We start from the raw sequence: 17654 nt of genomic DNA, 5'->3' as shown, positions 1-17654 counted from the left end.
ATCGCAACATTTAATTGGTCGATCAGGATCGACTTCGCTATCGTCAACGCTGCCCGCGTACGGAACCGAATCGTGCCGTCCCCCGTGCCCCGCCGCATGACCCCGAGTGTCCGCGGCCCGGCCGCCGGACCCGCAAGCATGGGGCGCCCCGCCCGCTGAACCGGGCGGGCCCGTCGCGAAGCCTGGCCGACCGAACGAAGGCGCCCGCGCTTTCAAGCCACCCCGGCAACGATGTCCCGCCGCCGCATGCGTGCCCCACGCGCGTGCCGCGCCTGCCGTTGCGACCCGGGGCCGGACCAACCCATTGCCTGGATGCTTTATGTCTAAGACAACGTATTACGCGCCGCATGGCGGCCACCCGCCGCAGACCGATCTGCTGACCGATCGCGCGATGTTCACCGAGGCGTATGCGGTCATTCCGAAGGGAGTGATGCGCGACATCGTCACGAGCTGGCTGCCGTTCTGGACCAACACGCGCTTGTGGGTGATCGCGCGTCCGCTGTCGGGTTTCGCCGAAACCTTCTCGCAGTACATCGTCGAAGTGAATCCGGGCGGCGGCAGCGACAAGCCCGAGCAGGACAAGAACGCCGAAGCCGTGCTGTTCGTCGTCGAAGGCGAGGCCGAACTGACGCTGCAGGGCAAGCAGCACACGCTGAAGCCGGGCGGCTACGCCTTCATCCCGCCGGGTGCCGACTGGACGCTGCACAACGTCAGCGATGCCGCCGTGCGTTTCCACTGGATCCGCAAGCACTATCAGGTCGTCGACGGCATCGCGCTGCCGGAAGCGTTCGTGACCAACGAACAGGACGTCGAGCCGATCCCGATGCCGGGCACCAACGGCGCATGGGTGACGACGCGCTTCGTCGACATGAGCGACATGCGTCACGACATGCACGTGAACATCGTGACGTTCGAGCCGGGCGGCGTGATTCCGTTCGCCGAGACGCACGTGATGGAGCACGGCCTGTACGTGCTCGAAGGCAAGGCCGTGTATCGCCTGAACCAGGACTGGGTCGAGGTGGAAGCGGGCGACTTCATGTGGCTGCGCGCGTTCTGCCCGCAGGCATGCTATTCGGGCGGCCCCGGCCGCTTCCGTTACCTGCTGTACAAGGATGTGAACCGTCACATGAACCTGACGCTGAATCCGGCGCGCTAAGCGTCGCGCACGTCGGACACGAAAACCCGCCGGTGCATGCCGGCGGGTTTTTGTTATTGATGCCGCCGTGCGATGCAGTGGACGTGGCGGCCGGGCCGTCGTCGCACGCTACGCGTCGAGCGCCGAGGCGGCCAGCGTCGCGACCTCCAGCCGCGTATCGGGCGGCAGGCTGTCCTCGATCAGCCAGACCGCCGACAAGCCGGCCCACGCAAGAATCCACTGCAGCAACCGGCGGCGGTCGAGTTGCGCAGCCTCGGCGACGAGCGCGACGCGCCGCGCGAAGCGGGCGGGATCGACGGCGATGTCGTGCGCGGGATTGCAGAACAGGTTCGCGTAATCGAACGCGCGGTCGCCGCGCAAACCCTTCGGGTCGATCGCCAGCCAGCCGCGATCGCCGAAGTGCAGCACGTTGCCGTGATGGATGTCGCCGTGCAGCACGACGTCGTCGTCGACGGGCGGCGCGGCCAGCAGCCGGCGCGCCGTCGCCGCAGAACGCCGCAGCGTGTCATCGCCGGTGTCATGCGACAGCAACGCGTGGAACCAGTCGGTCAGCGGTACGACCTCGGGCGCTGCCGGTGCGCGATGCGCATGCAGCCGCGCGACCGCGCGGCATGCAATCCGGATCGCATCGTCGTCGTGGCCCGCGGCGGACAGGCCGACGAGCGTCGGCGCCGGCTGCGCGCGTTCGAGCAGCACCGCGTCGCTGTCGTGCAGCCACACGCGCGCGGCGCCATCCCCGTTCCACCAGGTCATCAGCGCATTGCCGCGGCGCTCTTCGTCGCAGGTCGCGACCTTGAGCATCGCGGGGCGCGCGTGCCAGACGACGGGCAGCACGCCGCCGCTCGCGGTCAGGATCGGGCCGCCGTCGGGAACGAGGTCCCACAGGCGCAGGTACGTGTCGAACATGCAGACGATGGTACAGGCGAACCGGCTCGTGCGCCGCGCGGGGCACCCGGCACGGCTGCCGCGCAACCATTCCTAAATAAAATTTAGCCAGCCAAACTTAGGCTAAAGAATCTTCCGGTATCCCGGCATCCCTTCGACAATGCGCGCCTTCCGTGACCGACGGGCGCCAGTTGCGCGCCCGCGTTCGCCGCATTGAAGAAGGAGCCTGCATGACCGACCACACCGCCAACCCTCCAACGCCACCGGCCCCGCCTCCCGCATCGCCGCGCCGCCGCGCATGGCGCATCTTCGCGGGCGCGCTGTTCGGCCTGACGCTCGCGTGCACGGGCATCGGCGCATGGACCATCCACCGCATCTGGACGCAGTTGCCATCCGTCGAGCATCTGGCCGTCTACCGGCCCGCGCTGCCGCTGCGAATTTTCTCGCGCGATGGCGAACTGCTGGCCGAGTACGGCGTCGAGCGCCGCGAATTCGTGCCGCTCGAACGCATTCCGCCGCTCATGCGGCACGCGCTGCTCGCGGCCGAGGACGCGAAGTTCTACCAGCACGGCGCGGTCGATATCGGCGGCCTCGCGCGCGCGACGTTCGCGAACGTCGTGACGGGACAGCCGGGGCAGGGCGGCAGCACGATCACGATGCAGGTCGCGCGCAACTTCTACCTGACGCGCGACAAGGTGCTGAGCCGCAAGCTCGCCGAGATCCTGATGGCCATCAAGCTCGAGCGCGAGTACAGCAAGGACAAGCTGCTCGAGCTTTACATGAACCAGATCTATCTCGGCGAGCGCGCGTATGGTTTCGCGGCGGCCGCGAACGTGTATTTCGGCAAGCCGCTCGACGCGCTGAGCGCGGGCGAAGCGGCCGTGCTCGCAGGATTGCCGAAGGCGCCGTCCGCGTTCAATCCGGTCGTCAATCCGGCGCGCGCGACCGCGCGGCGCAACTACGTGCTCGGCCGCATGCATGCGCTCGGCGAGCTCGACGAGGCGACTTATCGCGCATCGGTCGACGTGCCGATCGCGCTGGCGACCACGCCGCCGCCCGGCATCATCGCGGCGCCGTACGTCGCGGAGCGCGCGCGCCGGATGATGGTCGAGCGCTTTCACGACGACGCCTATACGCTCGGCCTCGACGTGACCACGACGATCTCGATGCGCGACCAGCGCGCCGCCGAAGCCGCGCTCCAGCGCACGCTCACCCGGCAGCCGCGCGCGAGGCGCGATGCGCGCAACGGGCTCGAAGGCGCGCTCGTGTCGCTGGATGCGGCGACGGGCGACGTGCTCGCGCTCGTCGGCGGCGCGGATTTCAACCGCAACGTGTTCGACCACGCATTGCAGGCGTATCGCCAGCCGGGTTCGAGCTTCAAGCCGTTCGTCTATTCGGCGGCGCTGGAGAAGGGCTACTTTCCGGGCGTGCTGGTCGACGACACGCAGCGCACGCTGACCCATGAGGAGACCGGCGCGCGGCCGTGGCGCCCACGCAATTTCGGCAACCGCTACGAGGGCTTCATTCCGGTGCGGCGCGGGCTCGTGCGCTCGAAGAACCTGGTCGCGGTCAGCCTGATGCAGGCCACTGACGCACGCTACGTGCAGCAGCACGCGGTGCATTTTGGCTTCGACGCGCAGCGCAATCCAGCGTCGCTGCCGCTCGCGCTCGGCGCGGGCGCGGTGACGCCGCTCGAACTCGCGAGCGCGTACAGCGTGTTCGCGAACGGCGGGACGCGGATGGAGCCGCGCCTGATCCTGTCGGTGAAGCAGCGTCACGGCGGCGCGATGTACGAGGCGACGACGCCTGAAGGCGCACGCGTCGTGTCGGCGCGCAACGCATTCATGATGGACAGCATGCTGCGCGATGTCGTGAAGGCCGGCACCGCGCGTGGCGCGCTCGCCTTGCGCCGCGACGACGCGGCCGGCAAGACGGGCACGTCGAACGGATCGAAGGATGTCTGGTTCGCCGGCTACTCGTCGGGCATCGTCGCGGTCGCGTGGCTCGGCTACGACACGCCGCGCCCGATGGGGCGCGCGACCGGCGCGACGCTCGCGCTGCCGGTCTGGCTCGACTACATGAAGACGGCCGTCGACGGACGCACGCCGGTCGCTGCAACGCCGCCGCAGGACGTCGCGCTCGTCGACGGCGATTTCGTGTACGCCGAATACACGCGCGGCACGTGCACGGCGGACGTGCCGTCGTACATCCGCAGCCGCTTTGCATGCGGCGGCTCGCCGGCGGCCGAGGCGCGCGATGCATCGGGCGAGAAGGGCAAGCCCGACGAGCCGATGCCCGCAGCCGTCGATGCGGCCGAGCGCGAACGCGTGCTCGACCTGTTCCGTACCGCAGACTGAGGCGCGCGATGCATACGCTTTATCTGATCGCGATCGTCGCGGAGGCGATGTCGGGCGCGCTGATGGGCATGCGGCGCGGGATGGACCGCTTCGGGCTCGCGCTCGTCGGCGCGGTGACGGCGCTCGGTGGCGGCACGGTGCGCGACGTGCTGCTCGGCCACTATCCGCTCGGCTGGATCGCGCATCCCGAATATCTGGTGATCACGCTCGTCGCGGCGACCATCGCGTCGTGGGCCGCGCGGCACGTCGCGCGGATGAAGACGCTGTTCGTCATCGTCGACGCGATCGGTCTCGCGGCGTTCACGATCATCGGCTGCGATATCGGCGCGGCGACGGGCAGCGCACCGATCATCGTCGTGCTGGCCGGCGCGATCACCGGCGTGTGCGGCGGGATGCTGCGCGACCTGCTGTGCAACGAGATGCCGCTGATCCTGCGCGAGGAACTGTATGCGAGCGTCGCATTCTTCACGGGCACGCTGTACGTCGGGATCCAGCATCTCGGCATCGATGCCGGGTTGGCGTCGGTGGTCGCGCTGGCGGCGGGGTTCACGACGCGCATGCTCGCGGTGCGGCTCGGATGGAAAATGCGGACGTTCGGCGTCGCGGACGTCGAGCATTGAGCGACGTCGCCGCGGACGCGACGACACGCGTGTGCGGCGCTGCCGGTGCGATACGCGGTGCGACGCGCCGTGACGCCCGGCTCGTCGCGCAGCGTGTCCTTGATGTTGGTGGCCTGCTGTTCCTCGAGATCGTCGGGGGTGATCACCGACGCGGACGCGGCCGTGCGGCTCGCGGCGGTGGCGGTGCGGGTGGCCGTGACAGGGTCGAGCAGCGCCGCATGGCCACGTGTGGACGCGGCGGCGGTCAGGGCGACAGGTGGCGGGTTGGCCGAACGCGCCGAACAGCGCGGCACAGATCGGCCGCCGCGCCAGCGGATCGCAATGCGCAGGTGGTCTGCCCGAAGGCTGGCTGAGTGACGCGTTCGCTGGCTGGCCCGTTCGTGCGCGACTGACGGCGAACGGCGAATTGAAAGGAAATTGACGATTTCGCCATCGCAAATGCGAATCATTATTAATACAAGGGCGAAAAGCGGCGCATGCGAATGCGCGCCGTCGGCGCGGATCGGACGAGCCGCGCCCGGCGAGACATGCGGTGAAAGCAGGCTGGCCTTAGGCCAACGATTCGATACGAATCAGCAGGTTGCGCGCATGCGCGATGAACGCATCGTGCGTCGCGCGATCGCCGTGGCCTTCGAAGCCGGCCTGTTCGGCGAACGCGAGTTGTTCGGCGTAGAGGTCGACGAGCGCGCTGCGTGTGTCGGGCGGCAGCGCTCGGATCATCGAGACGAGCAGCAGTTCCTGCGCGCGCAGCATGCCGGACAGCGATTGAGCGTTCATGCCGACCTCCTCGAACGACGCGGCGGCGTGCCGCTCATTTCATAGTAGGTGGTCGGCGCGCACAGCGGAAATCAGCCGGCGGCCGTCGCCGTCCGTGCATCGCGCACGACCTGCGCGACGCGCTCGACGAATTCGGCATCGACGCTGGACAGCGCCTCGCGCTTGCCGTCGGGCATCTCGACCATCAGGCGGTACGTGATGTCCTGCGTGGTCCATGCGAGATAACCGACGACGGTGAGCATCACGCCGACGACCAGCGCGGCGCTCGATGTGCCGATGCCGCCCGCGACGGCGGTGGCCACGCCGATCAGCGAGATCAGCGACGGCACGAGGCGATTCTTCGGGATCTTGACGACATCGACGTTGCGGATGTCACGCAGCGGGAAGACCTGCCCTGCGGCCGACAGGCCGTTGCGCGTGACCATCACGCCGCGTTCGTTGAATGCGTTTTCCATCGTGCGTTGCGTGGACGAAAACGCGCAGCGTAGCAGACTTCGTTGCCGCGTCAAACGAGACCGAGTGCCGCACGATGCGTGCGGGCCGGCCGCGATGCGGGCAACGGCGGGCACAATGGTGGGTAATGGCGGGTAACGGGGAGAGTCAGAACTGCAGCCGGCCGTCGCCGTACAGGCGGCCCGGCACGTGCGACGCGACGACCTCCGCGATTTCTTCGTCGGTCGATTCGGCCGGCACGATCTGGCGCCGCGCGGGTGCGTCGAGATGCATCGTCCATTCGACGAGCCGGTACGGGCGGCCCCACGGGCGCTGCATTTCGACCGACACGCGGCAGCTCTGGACAGGCAGCGAATGCCGGCGCGTCAGAATCGCGTGCAGATGGCTGAAAACGGTATCTTCGATCATCTTGGGCTCCGATCCTGTCTTGTGGGCAGTTGATGGCGGTGCCGTAGTGGGTCTCAAAAAAAAAGCCGCCGATGCTCAGGCGGCCAACAGGGGGGGTGAGAGCATCGTCTCAGCCCAGAATTAAGCGAAACTTAAAAGCCCATAAAAAAGCGCCCCGCGTGGAGCGGGGCGCTTCTTGCCGTCGTCGTCCGCGAAATGAGCGGACAAGTTAAGCGGATGCTTTAGAACTTGTGACGGATACCGACGCGAGCGGCCAGCTGGTTCGACGAACCGTTGCCCGACGTGCTGAAGTAGCTCGTGCTCGAACCGATCTGCGCTTGCACGCCGTTGCCCGACGCCTTCTGGTAGACCACCAGGCCGTACACGTCCGTACGCTTGCTGAGCGCGTAGTCGAGGCCCAGGTTGCCCTGGTTCCAGTGCGCCGAGTTGCCGCTTTGCGTCGCGTTCGTGTACGTGTAGCCCGCTGCTGCCGACAGGGCCGGCGTGATCGCGTACTTCACGCCTGCTTCATACGCGTTGTAGAACGTGCCCGACGCGCCAGCCGCGATCGGGGTGAACTGCGTGCGCGTCCAGAGCAGCCATGCCGTTGCCGGGCCGAAGATGTAGCGGCCGCCGACGCCGTACGTGCGCAGGTCGCGGATGTTCGTCAGCGCGATGTTCGCGATCGACGTCGAGAATGCCGGCGTCGACTGGCTCGGGAAGCGGATGTCCGTGTATGCGGCGCCGAGTGCGAACGGGCCGTTCGCGTAGTTCAGGCCGAAGCTGTATGCGCGCGACGAACCGGCCGTCGTCGTGGTGCCCGTCGTCGTCGACGGTGCGCCGGCGAAGTCGGTCGAGTTCGAGAAGCCGTACAACGCGCCGAACGTGAAGCCGGCGTAGTTCGCGCTCTGGAACTTCACCGAGTTGTTGATGCGGCTCGACGTGAGCTGGTCGATGTCGTTCACGTGGTACGCGTAGTTGCCCGCGACCGTGTTGCCGCCCGTCGAGTAGTTCGAACCGAGGATGTCGGTCGAGAAGGAGTACTGGCGGCCGAACGTGACCGTGCCGTATTGCGACTGGCTCAGGCCGACGTAGGCTTGACGGCCGAAGATCGCGCCACCCTGGCCGATCGTGCCGTTGCCGCTGTTGAAGCCGTTCTCGAGCACGAAGATCGCCTTCAGGCCGCCACCGAGGTCTTCGGTGCCGCGCAGGCCCCAACGGCTGCCCTGGGCCACGCCGTCGTCGTACTTGAACAGCTTGCCGCTGCCACCGTTCGCGGTCTTGCTGTGGTTCACGTAGCTGATACCGGCATCGATGACGCCATACAGGGTCACGCTGCTTTGTGCGTGTGCCGCGCCAGCCGTTGCTGCGAGGATGGCGATGGTCAACAGTTTCTTGTTCAAAGGATTCTCCGAGCGAGTAAATGGCGTGTCCAGTTGCGGTTCCGGCGCTCTCTATGGGCGCTTTCACGGACCGGTCGCAACTTTATCGGCGGGCCACGTAATGAATGTGACAGGCTTTGTCATATGACGAATCTGTGGTGCCGAAGCGACACTGGATTCTGCCCGGTTGTACAGCGGGGAGTTATACCGATTTCGGCTGAGATTCGATCGGGATCCGGAATATGCACATGAAACAAACTTGGTTGGTGTCGTTCCGGCCCCGTGCCACGATGCGCGCTTCAACAACGACACGGGACAAGAGGACACCATGCGACGTTCGATCCTGACCGGCCTCGGCGCGCTTGCCGCGGCGCTGGCCTTTGCCGCGCCCGGCGCGCACGCCGACTCCCGGACGCTGAAGATCGGCACGATGAGCGGCCCCGACGCGCAGATCTGGACCGAGGTGACGAAAGTCGCCGCACGCGAAGGCCTCACGATCAAGGTCATCGAATTCAACGACTACGTGCAGCCGAACGCGGCGCTCGACGCCGGCGACCTCGATGCGAACGGTTTCCAGCACCAGCCGTTTCTCGACAGCCAGATCAAGCAGCGCGGCTACCGGATCGTCAACGTCGGGCTGACCTACACGGCGCCGATGGGCTTCTATTCGCAGAAGCTCAAGTCGCTGAAGGACCTGCCGACCGGTGCGAAAGTCGGGATCCAGAACGATCCGTCGAACGGCAACCGCGCGCTGCTGCTGCTGCAGAAATACGGGGTGATCAAGCTGAAGGCGGGCGCCGGCACGAACGGCGTGAACGCGACGCCGCTCGATGTCGCCGAGAATCCGAAGAGGATCAGGATCGTCGAGCTCGACGCCGCGCAATTGCCGCGCGCGCTGCCCGACCTCGACGCCGCGTCGATCAACACCGACTACGCGGTGAAGGCCGGGCTCACGCCGGTGAAGGACGCGATCGCGATCGAGGATCTGCGCGGGCCGTACGCGAACCTGATCGCGGTGCGCGCGCAGGACAAGGACAAGCCGTGGGTGAAGAAACTCGTCGCGGCCTATGAATCGGACGACGTGCGCAAGTTCATCGACCGGAAGTTCGGCGGTGCGATCGTGCCGGCGTTCTGAACGTCGGCCGATGCCCGGCCGCATCGCCGGGCAACGCGCCGGACCGAAAAGGAAATCGCCCGCGCAAGCGGGCGATTTCGTTGGCGCGCCGCGATGCGGCACACGGGCCGGCCGCTCGGGCGGCCCGGGGGCTCAGGCCGACAGCAGCGACCCGGTGCGGATCGGCGTCGCGCCGGCGATCCGCGCGACTTCCATCCCGGCGGTCGCGAAGCGCACGACCTGGCGCGCGTACAGCACGCCCGACACGCTGCTCTTCAGCGTGATCACGCGATCGGTCAGCGGATCGACGATATCGGCCACCTCCTGACCGGCCTCGATCCACGCGCCGACCGGCGTGCGGAACACGATCACGCCCGACACCGGCGCGACGAGCGGATCGGTGCCCGCGAGCGGCGTGGCCGGATGCGCGAGCGGCGGCAGCGGCGCCGGCGTGCCGTCGATGACGCCGCGCTCGGTCAGGTATTCGACGATCGCTTGCGAATCCTTCTCCGCGAGCTCGTACGACACGTCGCGCTCGCTGCGCAGTTCGACGGTGACGGAAATCGCGCCGTTGGGGATCGGGAAGCGATCGCCGAACCGGCTGCGCAGATCGGACCAGCAGAAGCTGTGGATCTCGTCGAACGGATTACCGACCGAATTCAGCGCGAGCAGCGACGCCTGTGCGTCCAGATAGCGCGACAGCGGCTCGACGTCTTCCCACAGGTCCGGGTTCGTATACAGGTGCATCACCGCGTCGTTGTCGCAATGCAGGTCGAGCACGATGTCGGCATCGAACGACAGTTTCTGCAGCGCGAGGCGCTGCGATTCGAGCTCGGTGCGCGGCTTCTGTTCGTCGAGCGCCTCGCGCATCGCGGCGCGTACCGCGGCGACGTTGCGCTGCGCGTCGTTCGTCAGGCGGCCTTCGATGCGCGGCATCACGAGCGCCGCGAGATCGTGGAAATTGCGGTTGAAGTTCTGCATCGAGCCGAGTTCGAAGCGGCCGAGGTGATCGCCGAACACGTGCTGCGACAGGCCGATCGGGTTCGGCACGGGGACGATGACCACCTCGCCGCGCAGCTTGCCGGCCGTCTCGAGCGCGGCGATCTTGCGGCGCAGCAGCGTGGCGACCAGCATGCCGGGCAGTTCGTCCGCGTGCAGCGACGACTGGATGTAGACCTTCTTCCCGCCGCGCGGGCCGTAGTGGAAGCTCGTGATCTGGCGTTCGGTGCCGACGGCGGGGGAAATCAGCGGATGGGTCTGCGTTTGCATGGTGAGGGGAGGGCGGCGCAGCCGCGAGTGATCCGGTATGCGTGGAAGATCGATTGTACGTTGCCTTCCGCGAACCTATCAAACCGCGTACGCGGCAAGTCGATTTCCTTTACGAATCATCGGGTTGCTGCGTAAAAAATAACGTCGCCGCGGCCCTTCGTTCATGCGTGCCTCGCGGTCTTTCGGCGCGCGCGGGCAAAAAAAACGGGCTCCTTGCGGAGCCCGTCTGCGCGGATGCGAAGCGCGCGTTGCGCGGTGTTACTTGCCGTACACGTCGAAATCGAAGTACTTCTTCGCGATCTTGTCGTACGTGCCGTCCTTGCGCATGCCGGCGATCGCGCCGTCGATCTTCGCCTTCAGGTCGGTGTCTTCCTTGCGCAGGCCGATACCGGCGCCATTGCCGAGCGTCTTCGGATCGTCGATGTCCTTGCCGGCGAAATCGAAGCTCGCGCCGCGCGGCGTCTTCAGGAAGCCGATTTCAGCCTGCACCGCGTCCTGCAGCGCGCCGTCCAGACGGCCGGAGATCAGGTCCGCGTAGACCTGGTCCTGGTTCTGGTAAGGCACGACGTTCACGCCCTTCGGGGCCCAGTACGTCTTCGCGTAGGTTTCCTGGATCGTGCCCTGCTCGACACCGACCGACTTGCCCTTCAGCGATTCGGCCGTCGGCATCAGGCCGGCACCCTTCTTCGCGACGAGGCGCGTCGGCGTGTTGAACAGCTTCGACGAGAACGCGATCTGTTCCTGGCGCGCCGGCGTCATCGACATCGACGACAGGACGCCGTCGAACTTGCGTGCCTTCAGCGCCGGGATCATCCCGTCGAAGTCGTTTTCGATCCACACGCACTTCGCGTTCATGCGGCGGCAGATTTCGTTGCCGAGGTCGACGTCGAAGCCGACCACCTTGCCGTCGGCGCCTTTCGATTCGAAAGGCGGGTAGCTTGCGTCGACGCCGAAGCGCACGGTCGTCCAGTCCTTCGCGTATGCAGTGCCGGCCGATACGGCGAGCAGGGCTACGGTCACAGCCGCAAGAATCTTTTTCACTCGGTGACTCCTCGTTTTGTTCGATGGGTGCGCGGTTGTGCCGCGCCGTAAGCCTTCGGTCCGGCGCGGCTTCGCGTCGGACTGTCCGTTTCGCTGCCCGATGCGGGCGCGCGACGTGCGCAAGATTATCAAGACAAAATACCGGCAGGGCGCCTAGGACATGCCCCGATACCGGACCCGACGGCCGCGCATGCTGCGCGCGACCGTTTCAGACGAAGGAACGATTCAACCGAGCGTTTCGTTGACCGCGCGCTGCAGACAGGTGACGAATTGCGACACGGCCGGCGTCGGCAGCAGGTCGCGGCGCGCGATGATCGACAGGTCGAAGCGCGGCATGCTTTCGTCGAGATCGGCCGTGCGAATCCCGAGCGGCGCCACCATCGCGGCCAGCGGGCGCGTGAAGCAGCCGATCACGTCGGAGCGCGCGACGAGCCCGAGCGTCACCGCGAACGACATCGGCGAGCGCAGCAGGCGCTTCGGCAGCGGCAGCCCGCGCGCCTCGAACATCCCGACCATCACGCTGTGCGGGAATTGCTCGGCCCCGACCGTGACGATCCATTCGGCGTCGAGCAATTCCTCTAACCGGCGCGCGTGCGCGAGCGGGTGGCCTTCGCGCATCACGACGGTGAATTCGGTCGACAGCAGCGGCACCTGCGTGAGATCGCGGTCGAGCGCGGGCACATGGTGCATCGCAGCGATGTCGAGCGTGCCGTTGCGCAATTGCGCGAGCGCGTCCGGCACCGTCACCTCCTCCAGATGCAGGCTCACGTTCGGCATCGACCGGCGGAAGGCGGTGACCGCGTGCGGCAGCGCGGTCAGCGCGATCGACGGCATCGTGCCAACCGCGACACGTCCGGACATTTCCCCTTTCACCTGCTCGACGGCCTCGACGGTGCGGCGCATGTCGCCGAGCAACTGCTCGGCGCGCGGCAGCAGCGCGTGGCCGCACGCGGTCAGCTCGACGCCGCGCACGCTGCGCGCGAGCAGTTCCGCGTTCAGCGCTGTCTCGAGTTCGCGGATCGTGTGCGTGATCGCGGGCTGCGTGACGCCGAGTTCGCGCGCGGCGGCGCGCAGGCTCTTGTGATGCGCGGCCGAGACGAACGCCTGGAGCTGCGCGATGTTCAGGTGGTTTCGGATGCGGGTCATCGATCGGTCCGGATCTGGCGGCGGGCCGGGGCGCCGGCGCGAAGATCGATAGGGTAGCGCGCCGCGACGGCGAACGCCGGGCGGATCAAAAACCGCGGGGCGCGGCACGGCATTCTTGCGCCGCGACCGACGGCGAAGCGATCAGGATTGCAGATGACGGTGCGTGCGGTCCGTGAAGACGTCGAGATGCGCCGCGACGACGCACCGCGTGAAGATACCGTGGCGGCCCGGTGTGTCAGGCAAGCGCCAGTTCGACGGCCGCGAGCGTGCGGCGGCGGATCCAGCCGCTCGCGAGCCGGATCGCGAGCCAGTACGGCAGAAACAGCAGGCGCGTGCGCGTGCTCGGACAGTGCACGAAGGTTTCGGTGCGCAGCAGGCGCGTGCCGGACGACAGTCCGACGACCTCGAACCGCAGCACGAGCTTCGCGTCGCGCGGATCGTCGTGCCGGACGAAGGCCGCGGCGTCGTCGATCGTCCGCACGTCGGGCGTCGGGCGCCAGAAGCGTCCGATGAGCCCCAGCGACAGCGACGTGTCGTCGCGATGCAGCAGCGTGAACGTATCGAAGCCGAAGCGCTCGCGTGCGGCCTCGGCGGGGCGGTTGCCCAGCGCACGCGCGATGGCCGCCGGCGATTCGCGCACGGCAAGCAGCGCGTCGATGACCGGATCGGCGCGCATGTCGAGCGCGGCCACGGCGTCGATGATGCGCGATGGCGGCGCGTCGATCGGGTGCGATTCATGAACTTCGACGAAGCCGAACGACGGAATGAACGGCGGCTTGTGCGCCGCTGTCCGCGTGCCTGATTCAGAGACGATGCCGAACGGATTCATGGTCGTTCCGGAGGACAAAATGCGATCGTAGCACCGCGTGCGGACTCGCGGTGCGACACGCCGCTCGTCGCCTTCCATCCCGCCCGGACAGCGCGCCGCAACGCCGGCCGCACCGACAAAAAAGGCCCGGAAACATGCGTTTCCGGACCGCGAGGCCATCGACGACGATGGTGGAGGAGACGATGTCGTCCCGATGCGCGCCGTCCTTCTGCCGGCGACGTCGCGCATGATGCGCGGTCAGATCGCCCAGCCGCCGAGGTAGAAGGTGACGAGCACGGCCGCGATGAGCACGGTGCCCACGTTGAGCTTGCGGAATTCGCCGCTGGCGATGCGGCCGATTACGAGCGTCGAGAAGCCGAGCATGATGCCGGTCACGATGTTCGCGGTCAGCACGATGAACACCGCGCACACGAGGCCCGACATCGCATCGACCATGTCGTCCATGTGCAGCTTGCTCACGCTGCCGAGCATCAGCAGGCCGACGTACATCAGCGCCGGGGCCGTTGCGTACGACGGCACGAGGCCCGCGAGCGGCGAGAAGAACATCACGACCAGGAACAGCACGCCGACCACCGCGGCCGCGAGGCCGGTCTTCGCACCGGCGGCCACGCCGACGCTCGACTCGATGTAGGCCGCGGCCGGCGCACCGCCGAGGAAGCCGGAGAAGATCGAGCTGACCGAATCGGCGGTCAGCGCGCGGCCGCCGTTGATGATGCGGCCGTTTTCGTCGAGCTGGCCCGCCTGGCCCGCGACCGCGCGGATCGTGCCGGTCGCGTCGAACACGGCGGTCATCACGAGCGCGAGCACGCTTGGCAGCACGGCCATCGACAGCGCGCCCTTGATGTCCATCGCGCCGATCAGCGATGCGTGGCCCGGTGCGCTCAGCGACGGCAGCGCGAAGATGCCGCGATACTTCACGGCCGGATCGAACACGAGGCCGATCAGCGAGATCGCGACCACGACGAGCAGGATGCCGCCGGGCACGCGACGCTTCTCGAGCCCGAAGATCGCGGCCAGGCCGACGACGGACATGATGACCGGGAACGCGGTGATCTGGCCGAGCGAGACCGGCAGGCCGGCCCCCGGATTCTTGATCACGAGGCCGACGTCGTTCGACGCGATCAGCAGCAGGAACAGGCCGATGCCGATCCCGGTGCCGTGCGCGACACCCGCGGGCAGGTTGCGCAGGATCCACGAACGCACGCCGGTGACCGAGATGCCCGTGAACACGAGGCCCATCAGGAACACGGCGCCGAGCGCGACTGTCGGATGCAGGCCCTTGCCGAGCACGAGGCCGAACGCGGTAAACGCCGTCAGCGAGATTGCGCAGCCGATCGCGATCGGCAGCTTCGCCCACAGGCCCATCAGCAGCGAACCGAAGGCGGTGGTGAGGCAGACCGCGACGAATACCGCGCTCGTGTCGAAGCCGGCCTTGCCGAACATGCCGGGCACGACGAACACGGAATAGACCATCGCGAGGAAAGTGGTCACGCCCGCGACGATTTCGCGACGCTGCGTGCTGCCGCGCGACGAAATGCCGAAGTACCGGTCGATGACTCCCTTGGTGCCGAAGTCCGTTTCTTCCGCGCCGACGCCGACCGTCGGCTGCACCGGGGTATCACTCATGAGCTTGCTCCTTTATCAGCATGCTGAAACGGCCTGTGGCAGGCCGTCGTCAGGGTGTCTCGTATCTGGTTGAAATTATCGGCGGCGTCGTGGGGACGCATCACGCGTGCTTCGTGTCGTCGTCCGCGCGTCGAAGGGCGCGCGTGTGCCGCGTCGTACGACGCGTGGCGTGGTCGATTCCGTCACGTGTGCTTTGCCGTAGCGAAGGTTAGGCGAACGGCCCATCACGTCCCATTGGGGGAAGAGCATGCAGCGCATGTCGCAGCGCTTATATCGGCGTGCAACGGGGCTTCGTCGTCGCGGAACGCGTGTATACGCCTAGTTCGAATCCGTTAAGGCGATTATTTGAATGCCGGATCGGCGGGCAGGGCGGCAGCGGGTGATGCATCGGGCATTACGAATGTCTTTCATCGAGGCCGCGCGGGTGCGTGAATGCGGCCGCGCGTGACGCGCCGCGCCGCCCTGCGCAACGTGAGTCCGGATGATACCGGGGGCGCGCGCGTGCTGCGCTGGCGTGCGTCGTTGCCGCCGTTGCATCAGCCGCTCGCGAGCTGCGCGAGATACGCGCAAAACATGTCGGCCATCGCGGCCGAGTAAGCGTCGATTTCCGCCGGCGTGCGTTCGGTTTCCGAAAACGCCTTGCCGGAACTCGTGAGCGTGCTCGTGATCAGCTCGCACGCGAGCGCGCGCGTGGCATCCGGCACGTCGGGCAGCGCGTCGAGCATGAGCGCGCTGAAGATCCGGTTGCCGGCGCCCTTCGCTTCCTGCGCCTCCGGTGTATCGCGATAAAGCGGCGCGGCGTCGTCGAGCGCGATGCGCATCCGCGCTTCGTCGCATTCCGAGCGGATGAACGCATGGACAGCCGTGCGCAGCCGCTCGGGCGGTGTCTTGTGCCGATCTTCCAGCATCCCGCGCAGCATCCCGGACGTCTGTCGCCACTCGTCGTACTGCAGCCGGAACAGCACGGCCGCCTTGTTCGGGAAGTACTGATACAGCGAGCCGACGCTCACACCGGCGCGCTCGGCGACGCGCGCCATCGTGAAGCGCTGCGCGCCTTCGGTCGCCAGAACCTGAATAGCGGCCTGCAGCACGGCATCGACGAGCTGGGTCGAGCGGGCCTGCCGAGGCAGTCTGCGCGAGGCGATCGGGGCGTTGCGGCGGTCGGTCATGACGGATTTGCCAATGCGAATAGTAAAACATGAATAGTTCGTCATATTCTAGTCGGGTGCCCTGACGCACTCAACCTGACACCGGAGATTCGCATGACCACTTTGATTCATGACCCGCTGGCGTCGCTGCTCGCGCGCCTGTTCGACGAAGCCGATGCGTCGTCGCCCGCGTCGAGCCCGGACTTCGCCGACCTGTCGCACGACGAGCACGCGCGGCTGATGCGCAGCAAGACCGGTTACACCGATTTCTATGCACGCCTGAAGGACTATCCGCTCGCGGTGTCGCGCGAGACGGGCACGCTGCTGTACATGCTCGCGCGCGGCTGCGGCGCACGCTCGATCGTGGAGTTCGGGACGTCGTTCGGCATCTCGACGCTGCACCTCGCGGCCGCGCTGCGCGACAACGGCGGCGGCCGGTTGATCACGAGCGAGTTCGAGGCGTCGAAGGTTGCGCGGGCGCGCGCGAACCTGGCGGCGGCCGGGCTGGCCGATCTGGTGGAGATCCGTGAAGGCGATGCGTTGCACACGCTGGCGAGCGATCTGCCGGACACTGTCGATCTGTTGCTGCTCGACGGCGCCAAGGCGCTGTATCCGGAGATCCTCGCGCGGGTCGAGCCGCGGTTGCGGCCCGGTGCGTTCGTCGTTGCCGACAACGCGGAATACAGCCCCGACTACCTCGCTTACGTGCGCGCGCCGGAAAACGGCTATCTGTCGGTCCCGTTCGGCGGCGACGTCGAGCTGTCGATGCGGACGCGCTGACGCGCGCGCATCATGTCGTGACCGGATCGATGACGATGCATACGCCGGGTATCCGAGCGGTAAATGCAGGATAACTGATCAAACTGACGTGGCTGTGAGCACCCTGACGGCGGCGTCCGCGCTTCGGGATGCTGCCGCGCGTTACTTCAGGAACACGTATCGCGCGAAATACGGAAAGCGGCCGATCGCATGCTCGGTCGCACACGTCGCCTCCGGCGGTGTGCCGCCCACGGTATCGAGCCGCTGTACGAAGCGCACGCCGGCGAGCGTGCCGGTTGCGGCCGGCGTCGCGGCGAGCAGGAGCTGCGGAATGCTGCCCGGGCGCGCGCCGGGCGCTTCCGCGAGCTTCTTGCCGGTGATGCGGCTGCCGTCGAGCGTTTCCCACGACGGCCCCGCGCCGTGCCGGACGACGAGCGCGCCGGTGGCGTCGAACAGCATCGCCTCCGGGCGCTGGAATGCCCATGCGAGCCGGTGTCCGGCGTCGTATTCGCATGTGTAGATCTGCACGCCGGTCGCGGTCGTCGACAGCACGGGCGACGCCGGCTGGGGCGGCACGAGACCGGTTGCATCGTCGGCGTAGGCCGGCAAGGTGCAGGCCGCGAACGAAAGGCCGGCCGCGAGGGCCCACAGCATGTCGCGTGTCGGAAAGCGGCTTGGCATGGCGGGGCGTCCTTTCAGTTCGGG

Annotated in this window: 17 protein-coding genes and 1 pseudogene; 5 read left to right on the top strand and 13 right to left on the bottom strand. The window is 67.2% G+C overall.

What is annotated here, in order from left to right; translation table 11 throughout:
* The first annotated feature begins 319 nt into the window (after positions 1–319).
* Positions 320–1156: a bifunctional allantoicase/(S)-ureidoglycine aminohydrolase gene (locus ACV22W_RS13745; RefSeq protein WP_059608096.1), complete on the top strand. Its 837-nt coding sequence runs from the start codon at positions 320–322 to the stop codon at positions 1154–1156.
* 108 nt (positions 1157–1264) lie between these two features.
* Here the strand turns inward: ACV22W_RS13745 and ACV22W_RS13740 are convergent, their stop codons facing one another.
* Positions 1265–2062, bottom strand: coding sequence for an aminoglycoside phosphotransferase family protein (locus ACV22W_RS13740; RefSeq protein ID WP_448019856.1), 798 nt, complete (start codon positions 2060–2062; stop codon positions 1265–1267).
* Positions 2063–2271: 209 nt separating this feature from the next.
* Here ACV22W_RS13740 and ACV22W_RS13735 point away from each other — a divergent pair, with 209 nt between their 5' ends.
* Together ACV22W_RS13735 and ACV22W_RS13730 are read left to right on the top strand one after the other, a co-directional pair.
* Entirely contained in the window at positions 2272–4398 is a 2127-nt protein-coding gene (locus ACV22W_RS13735; RefSeq protein ID WP_448019855.1) for a penicillin-binding protein 1A, read from the top strand.
* Positions 4399–4406: 8 nt separating this feature from the next.
* The gene (locus tag ACV22W_RS13730; protein WP_448019854.1) at positions 4407–5018 is read left to right on the top strand and encodes a trimeric intracellular cation channel family protein; all 612 of its coding nucleotides are present in this window, start codon (positions 4407–4409) and stop codon (positions 5016–5018) included.
* Positions 5019–5050: 32 nt separating this feature from the next.
* Here the strand turns inward: ACV22W_RS13730 and ACV22W_RS13725 are convergent.
* The 5 genes and pseudogenes from ACV22W_RS13725 to ACV22W_RS13705 all read right to left on the bottom strand — a co-directional run.
* Positions 5051–5330: pseudogene (locus tag ACV22W_RS13725) on the bottom strand (TonB-dependent receptor plug domain-containing protein); the annotation flags it as partial.
* A gap of 237 nt (positions 5331–5567) precedes the next feature.
* The gene (locus tag ACV22W_RS13720; protein WP_059528614.1) at positions 5568–5795 is read right to left on the bottom strand and encodes a hypothetical protein; all 228 of its coding nucleotides are present in this window, start codon (positions 5793–5795) and stop codon (positions 5568–5570) included.
* A gap of 71 nt (positions 5796–5866) precedes the next feature.
* Complete coding sequence (locus ACV22W_RS13715; RefSeq protein ID WP_448019852.1) at positions 5867–6250, bottom strand: DUF6232 family protein; 384 nt, start codon at positions 6248–6250, stop codon at positions 5867–5869.
* Between the two features lie 145 nt (positions 6251–6395).
* Entirely contained in the window at positions 6396–6656 is a 261-nt protein-coding gene (locus tag ACV22W_RS13710; RefSeq protein ID WP_059528608.1) for a DUF2866 domain-containing protein, read from the bottom strand.
* Between the two features lie 221 nt (positions 6657–6877).
* Entirely contained in the window at positions 6878–8038 is a 1161-nt protein-coding gene (locus tag ACV22W_RS13705) for a porin (protein ID WP_059467242.1), read from the bottom strand.
* Between the two features lie 307 nt (positions 8039–8345).
* Between ACV22W_RS13705 and ACV22W_RS13700 the strand changes: the two genes are divergently transcribed.
* A complete protein-coding gene (locus tag ACV22W_RS13700; RefSeq protein ID WP_448019850.1) occupies positions 8346–9152 on the top strand; it encodes a MetQ/NlpA family ABC transporter substrate-binding protein in 807 nt (268 codons plus the stop codon).
* A gap of 132 nt (positions 9153–9284) precedes the next feature.
* Here ACV22W_RS13700 and ACV22W_RS13695 read toward each other — a convergent pair whose 3' ends face one another.
* The 6 genes from ACV22W_RS13695 to ACV22W_RS13670 all read right to left on the bottom strand — a co-directional run bounded on the left by ACV22W_RS13695 (position 9285) and on the right by ACV22W_RS13670 (position 16211).
* Positions 9285–10400, bottom strand: coding sequence for a succinylglutamate desuccinylase/aspartoacylase family protein (locus ACV22W_RS13695; RefSeq protein ID WP_448019849.1), 1116 nt, complete (start codon positions 10398–10400; stop codon positions 9285–9287).
* A 258-nt stretch (positions 10401–10658) separates the two neighbouring features.
* A complete protein-coding gene (locus ACV22W_RS13690) occupies positions 10659–11441 on the bottom strand; it encodes an ABC transporter substrate-binding protein (RefSeq protein ID WP_059528597.1) in 783 nt (260 codons plus the stop codon).
* Positions 11442–11666: 225 nt separating this feature from the next.
* Complete coding sequence (locus tag ACV22W_RS13685) at positions 11667–12587, bottom strand: LysR family transcriptional regulator (RefSeq protein WP_448019848.1); 921 nt, start codon at positions 12585–12587, stop codon at positions 11667–11669.
* A gap of 235 nt (positions 12588–12822) precedes the next feature.
* A complete protein-coding gene (locus ACV22W_RS13680) occupies positions 12823–13416 on the bottom strand; it encodes a hypothetical protein (protein WP_448019846.1) in 594 nt (197 codons plus the stop codon).
* 237 nt (positions 13417–13653) lie between these two features.
* Positions 13654–15042: an NCS2 family permease gene (locus ACV22W_RS13675; protein WP_448019844.1), complete on the bottom strand. Its 1389-nt coding sequence runs from the start codon at positions 15040–15042 to the stop codon at positions 13654–13656.
* 536 nt (positions 15043–15578) lie between these two features.
* Entirely contained in the window at positions 15579–16211 is a 633-nt protein-coding gene (locus ACV22W_RS13670) for a TetR family transcriptional regulator (protein WP_448019843.1), read from the bottom strand.
* 93 nt (positions 16212–16304) lie between these two features.
* On the opposite strand from ACV22W_RS13670, the gene ACV22W_RS13665 reads away from it, so the two are divergent.
* The gene (locus tag ACV22W_RS13665) at positions 16305–16970 is read left to right on the top strand and encodes an O-methyltransferase (RefSeq protein WP_448019841.1); all 666 of its coding nucleotides are present in this window, start codon (positions 16305–16307) and stop codon (positions 16968–16970) included.
* Between the two features lie 141 nt (positions 16971–17111).
* Here ACV22W_RS13665 and ACV22W_RS13660 read toward each other — a convergent pair whose 3' ends face one another.
* Positions 17112–17630: a DUF3455 domain-containing protein gene (locus ACV22W_RS13660; RefSeq protein WP_448019840.1), complete on the bottom strand. Its 519-nt coding sequence runs from the start codon at positions 17628–17630 to the stop codon at positions 17112–17114.
* Between the last annotated feature and the right edge of the window lie 24 nt (positions 17631–17654).

Source organism: Burkholderia sp. AW49-1 (assembly GCF_053427845.1).
This window is presented reverse-complemented; position numbering and strand designations above follow the sequence as displayed.

Excerpts from the sequence above, each read along its gene's own strand:
- ACV22W_RS13745 (WP_059608096.1), top strand. The coding sequence starts at position 320 with ATGTCTAAGACAACGTATTACGCGCCGCATGGCGGCCACCCGCCGCAG.
- ACV22W_RS13740 (WP_448019856.1), bottom strand. The coding sequence starts at position 2,062 with ATGTTCGACACGTACCTGCGCCTGTGGGACCTCGTTCCCGACGGCGGC.
- ACV22W_RS13735 (WP_448019855.1), top strand. The coding sequence starts at position 2,272 with ATGACCGACCACACCGCCAACCCTCCAACGCCACCGGCCCCGCCTCCC.
- ACV22W_RS13730 (WP_448019854.1), top strand. The coding sequence starts at position 4,407 with ATGCATACGCTTTATCTGATCGCGATCGTCGCGGAGGCGATGTCGGGC.
- ACV22W_RS13720 (WP_059528614.1), bottom strand. The coding sequence starts at position 5,795 with ATGAACGCTCAATCGCTGTCCGGCATGCTGCGCGCGCAGGAACTGCTG.
- ACV22W_RS13715 (WP_448019852.1), bottom strand. The coding sequence starts at position 6,250 with ATGGAAAACGCATTCAACGAACGCGGCGTGATGGTCACGCGCAACGGC.
- ACV22W_RS13710 (WP_059528608.1), bottom strand. The coding sequence starts at position 6,656 with ATGATCGAAGATACCGTTTTCAGCCATCTGCACGCGATTCTGACGCGC.
- ACV22W_RS13700 (WP_448019850.1), top strand. The coding sequence starts at position 8,346 with ATGCGACGTTCGATCCTGACCGGCCTCGGCGCGCTTGCCGCGGCGCTG.
- ACV22W_RS13695 (WP_448019849.1), bottom strand. The coding sequence starts at position 10,400 with ATGCAAACGCAGACCCATCCGCTGATTTCCCCCGCCGTCGGCACCGAA.
- ACV22W_RS13685 (WP_448019848.1), bottom strand. The coding sequence starts at position 12,587 with ATGACCCGCATCCGAAACCACCTGAACATCGCGCAGCTCCAGGCGTTC.
- ACV22W_RS13680 (WP_448019846.1), bottom strand. The coding sequence starts at position 13,416 with ATGAATCCGTTCGGCATCGTCTCTGAATCAGGCACGCGGACAGCGGCG.
- ACV22W_RS13675 (WP_448019844.1), bottom strand. The coding sequence starts at position 15,042 with ATGAGTGATACCCCGGTGCAGCCGACGGTCGGCGTCGGCGCGGAAGAA.
- ACV22W_RS13670 (WP_448019843.1), bottom strand. The coding sequence starts at position 16,211 with ATGACCGACCGCCGCAACGCCCCGATCGCCTCGCGCAGACTGCCTCGG.
- ACV22W_RS13665 (WP_448019841.1), top strand. The coding sequence starts at position 16,305 with ATGACCACTTTGATTCATGACCCGCTGGCGTCGCTGCTCGCGCGCCTG.
- ACV22W_RS13660 (WP_448019840.1), bottom strand. The coding sequence starts at position 17,630 with ATGCCAAGCCGCTTTCCGACACGCGACATGCTGTGGGCCCTCGCGGCC.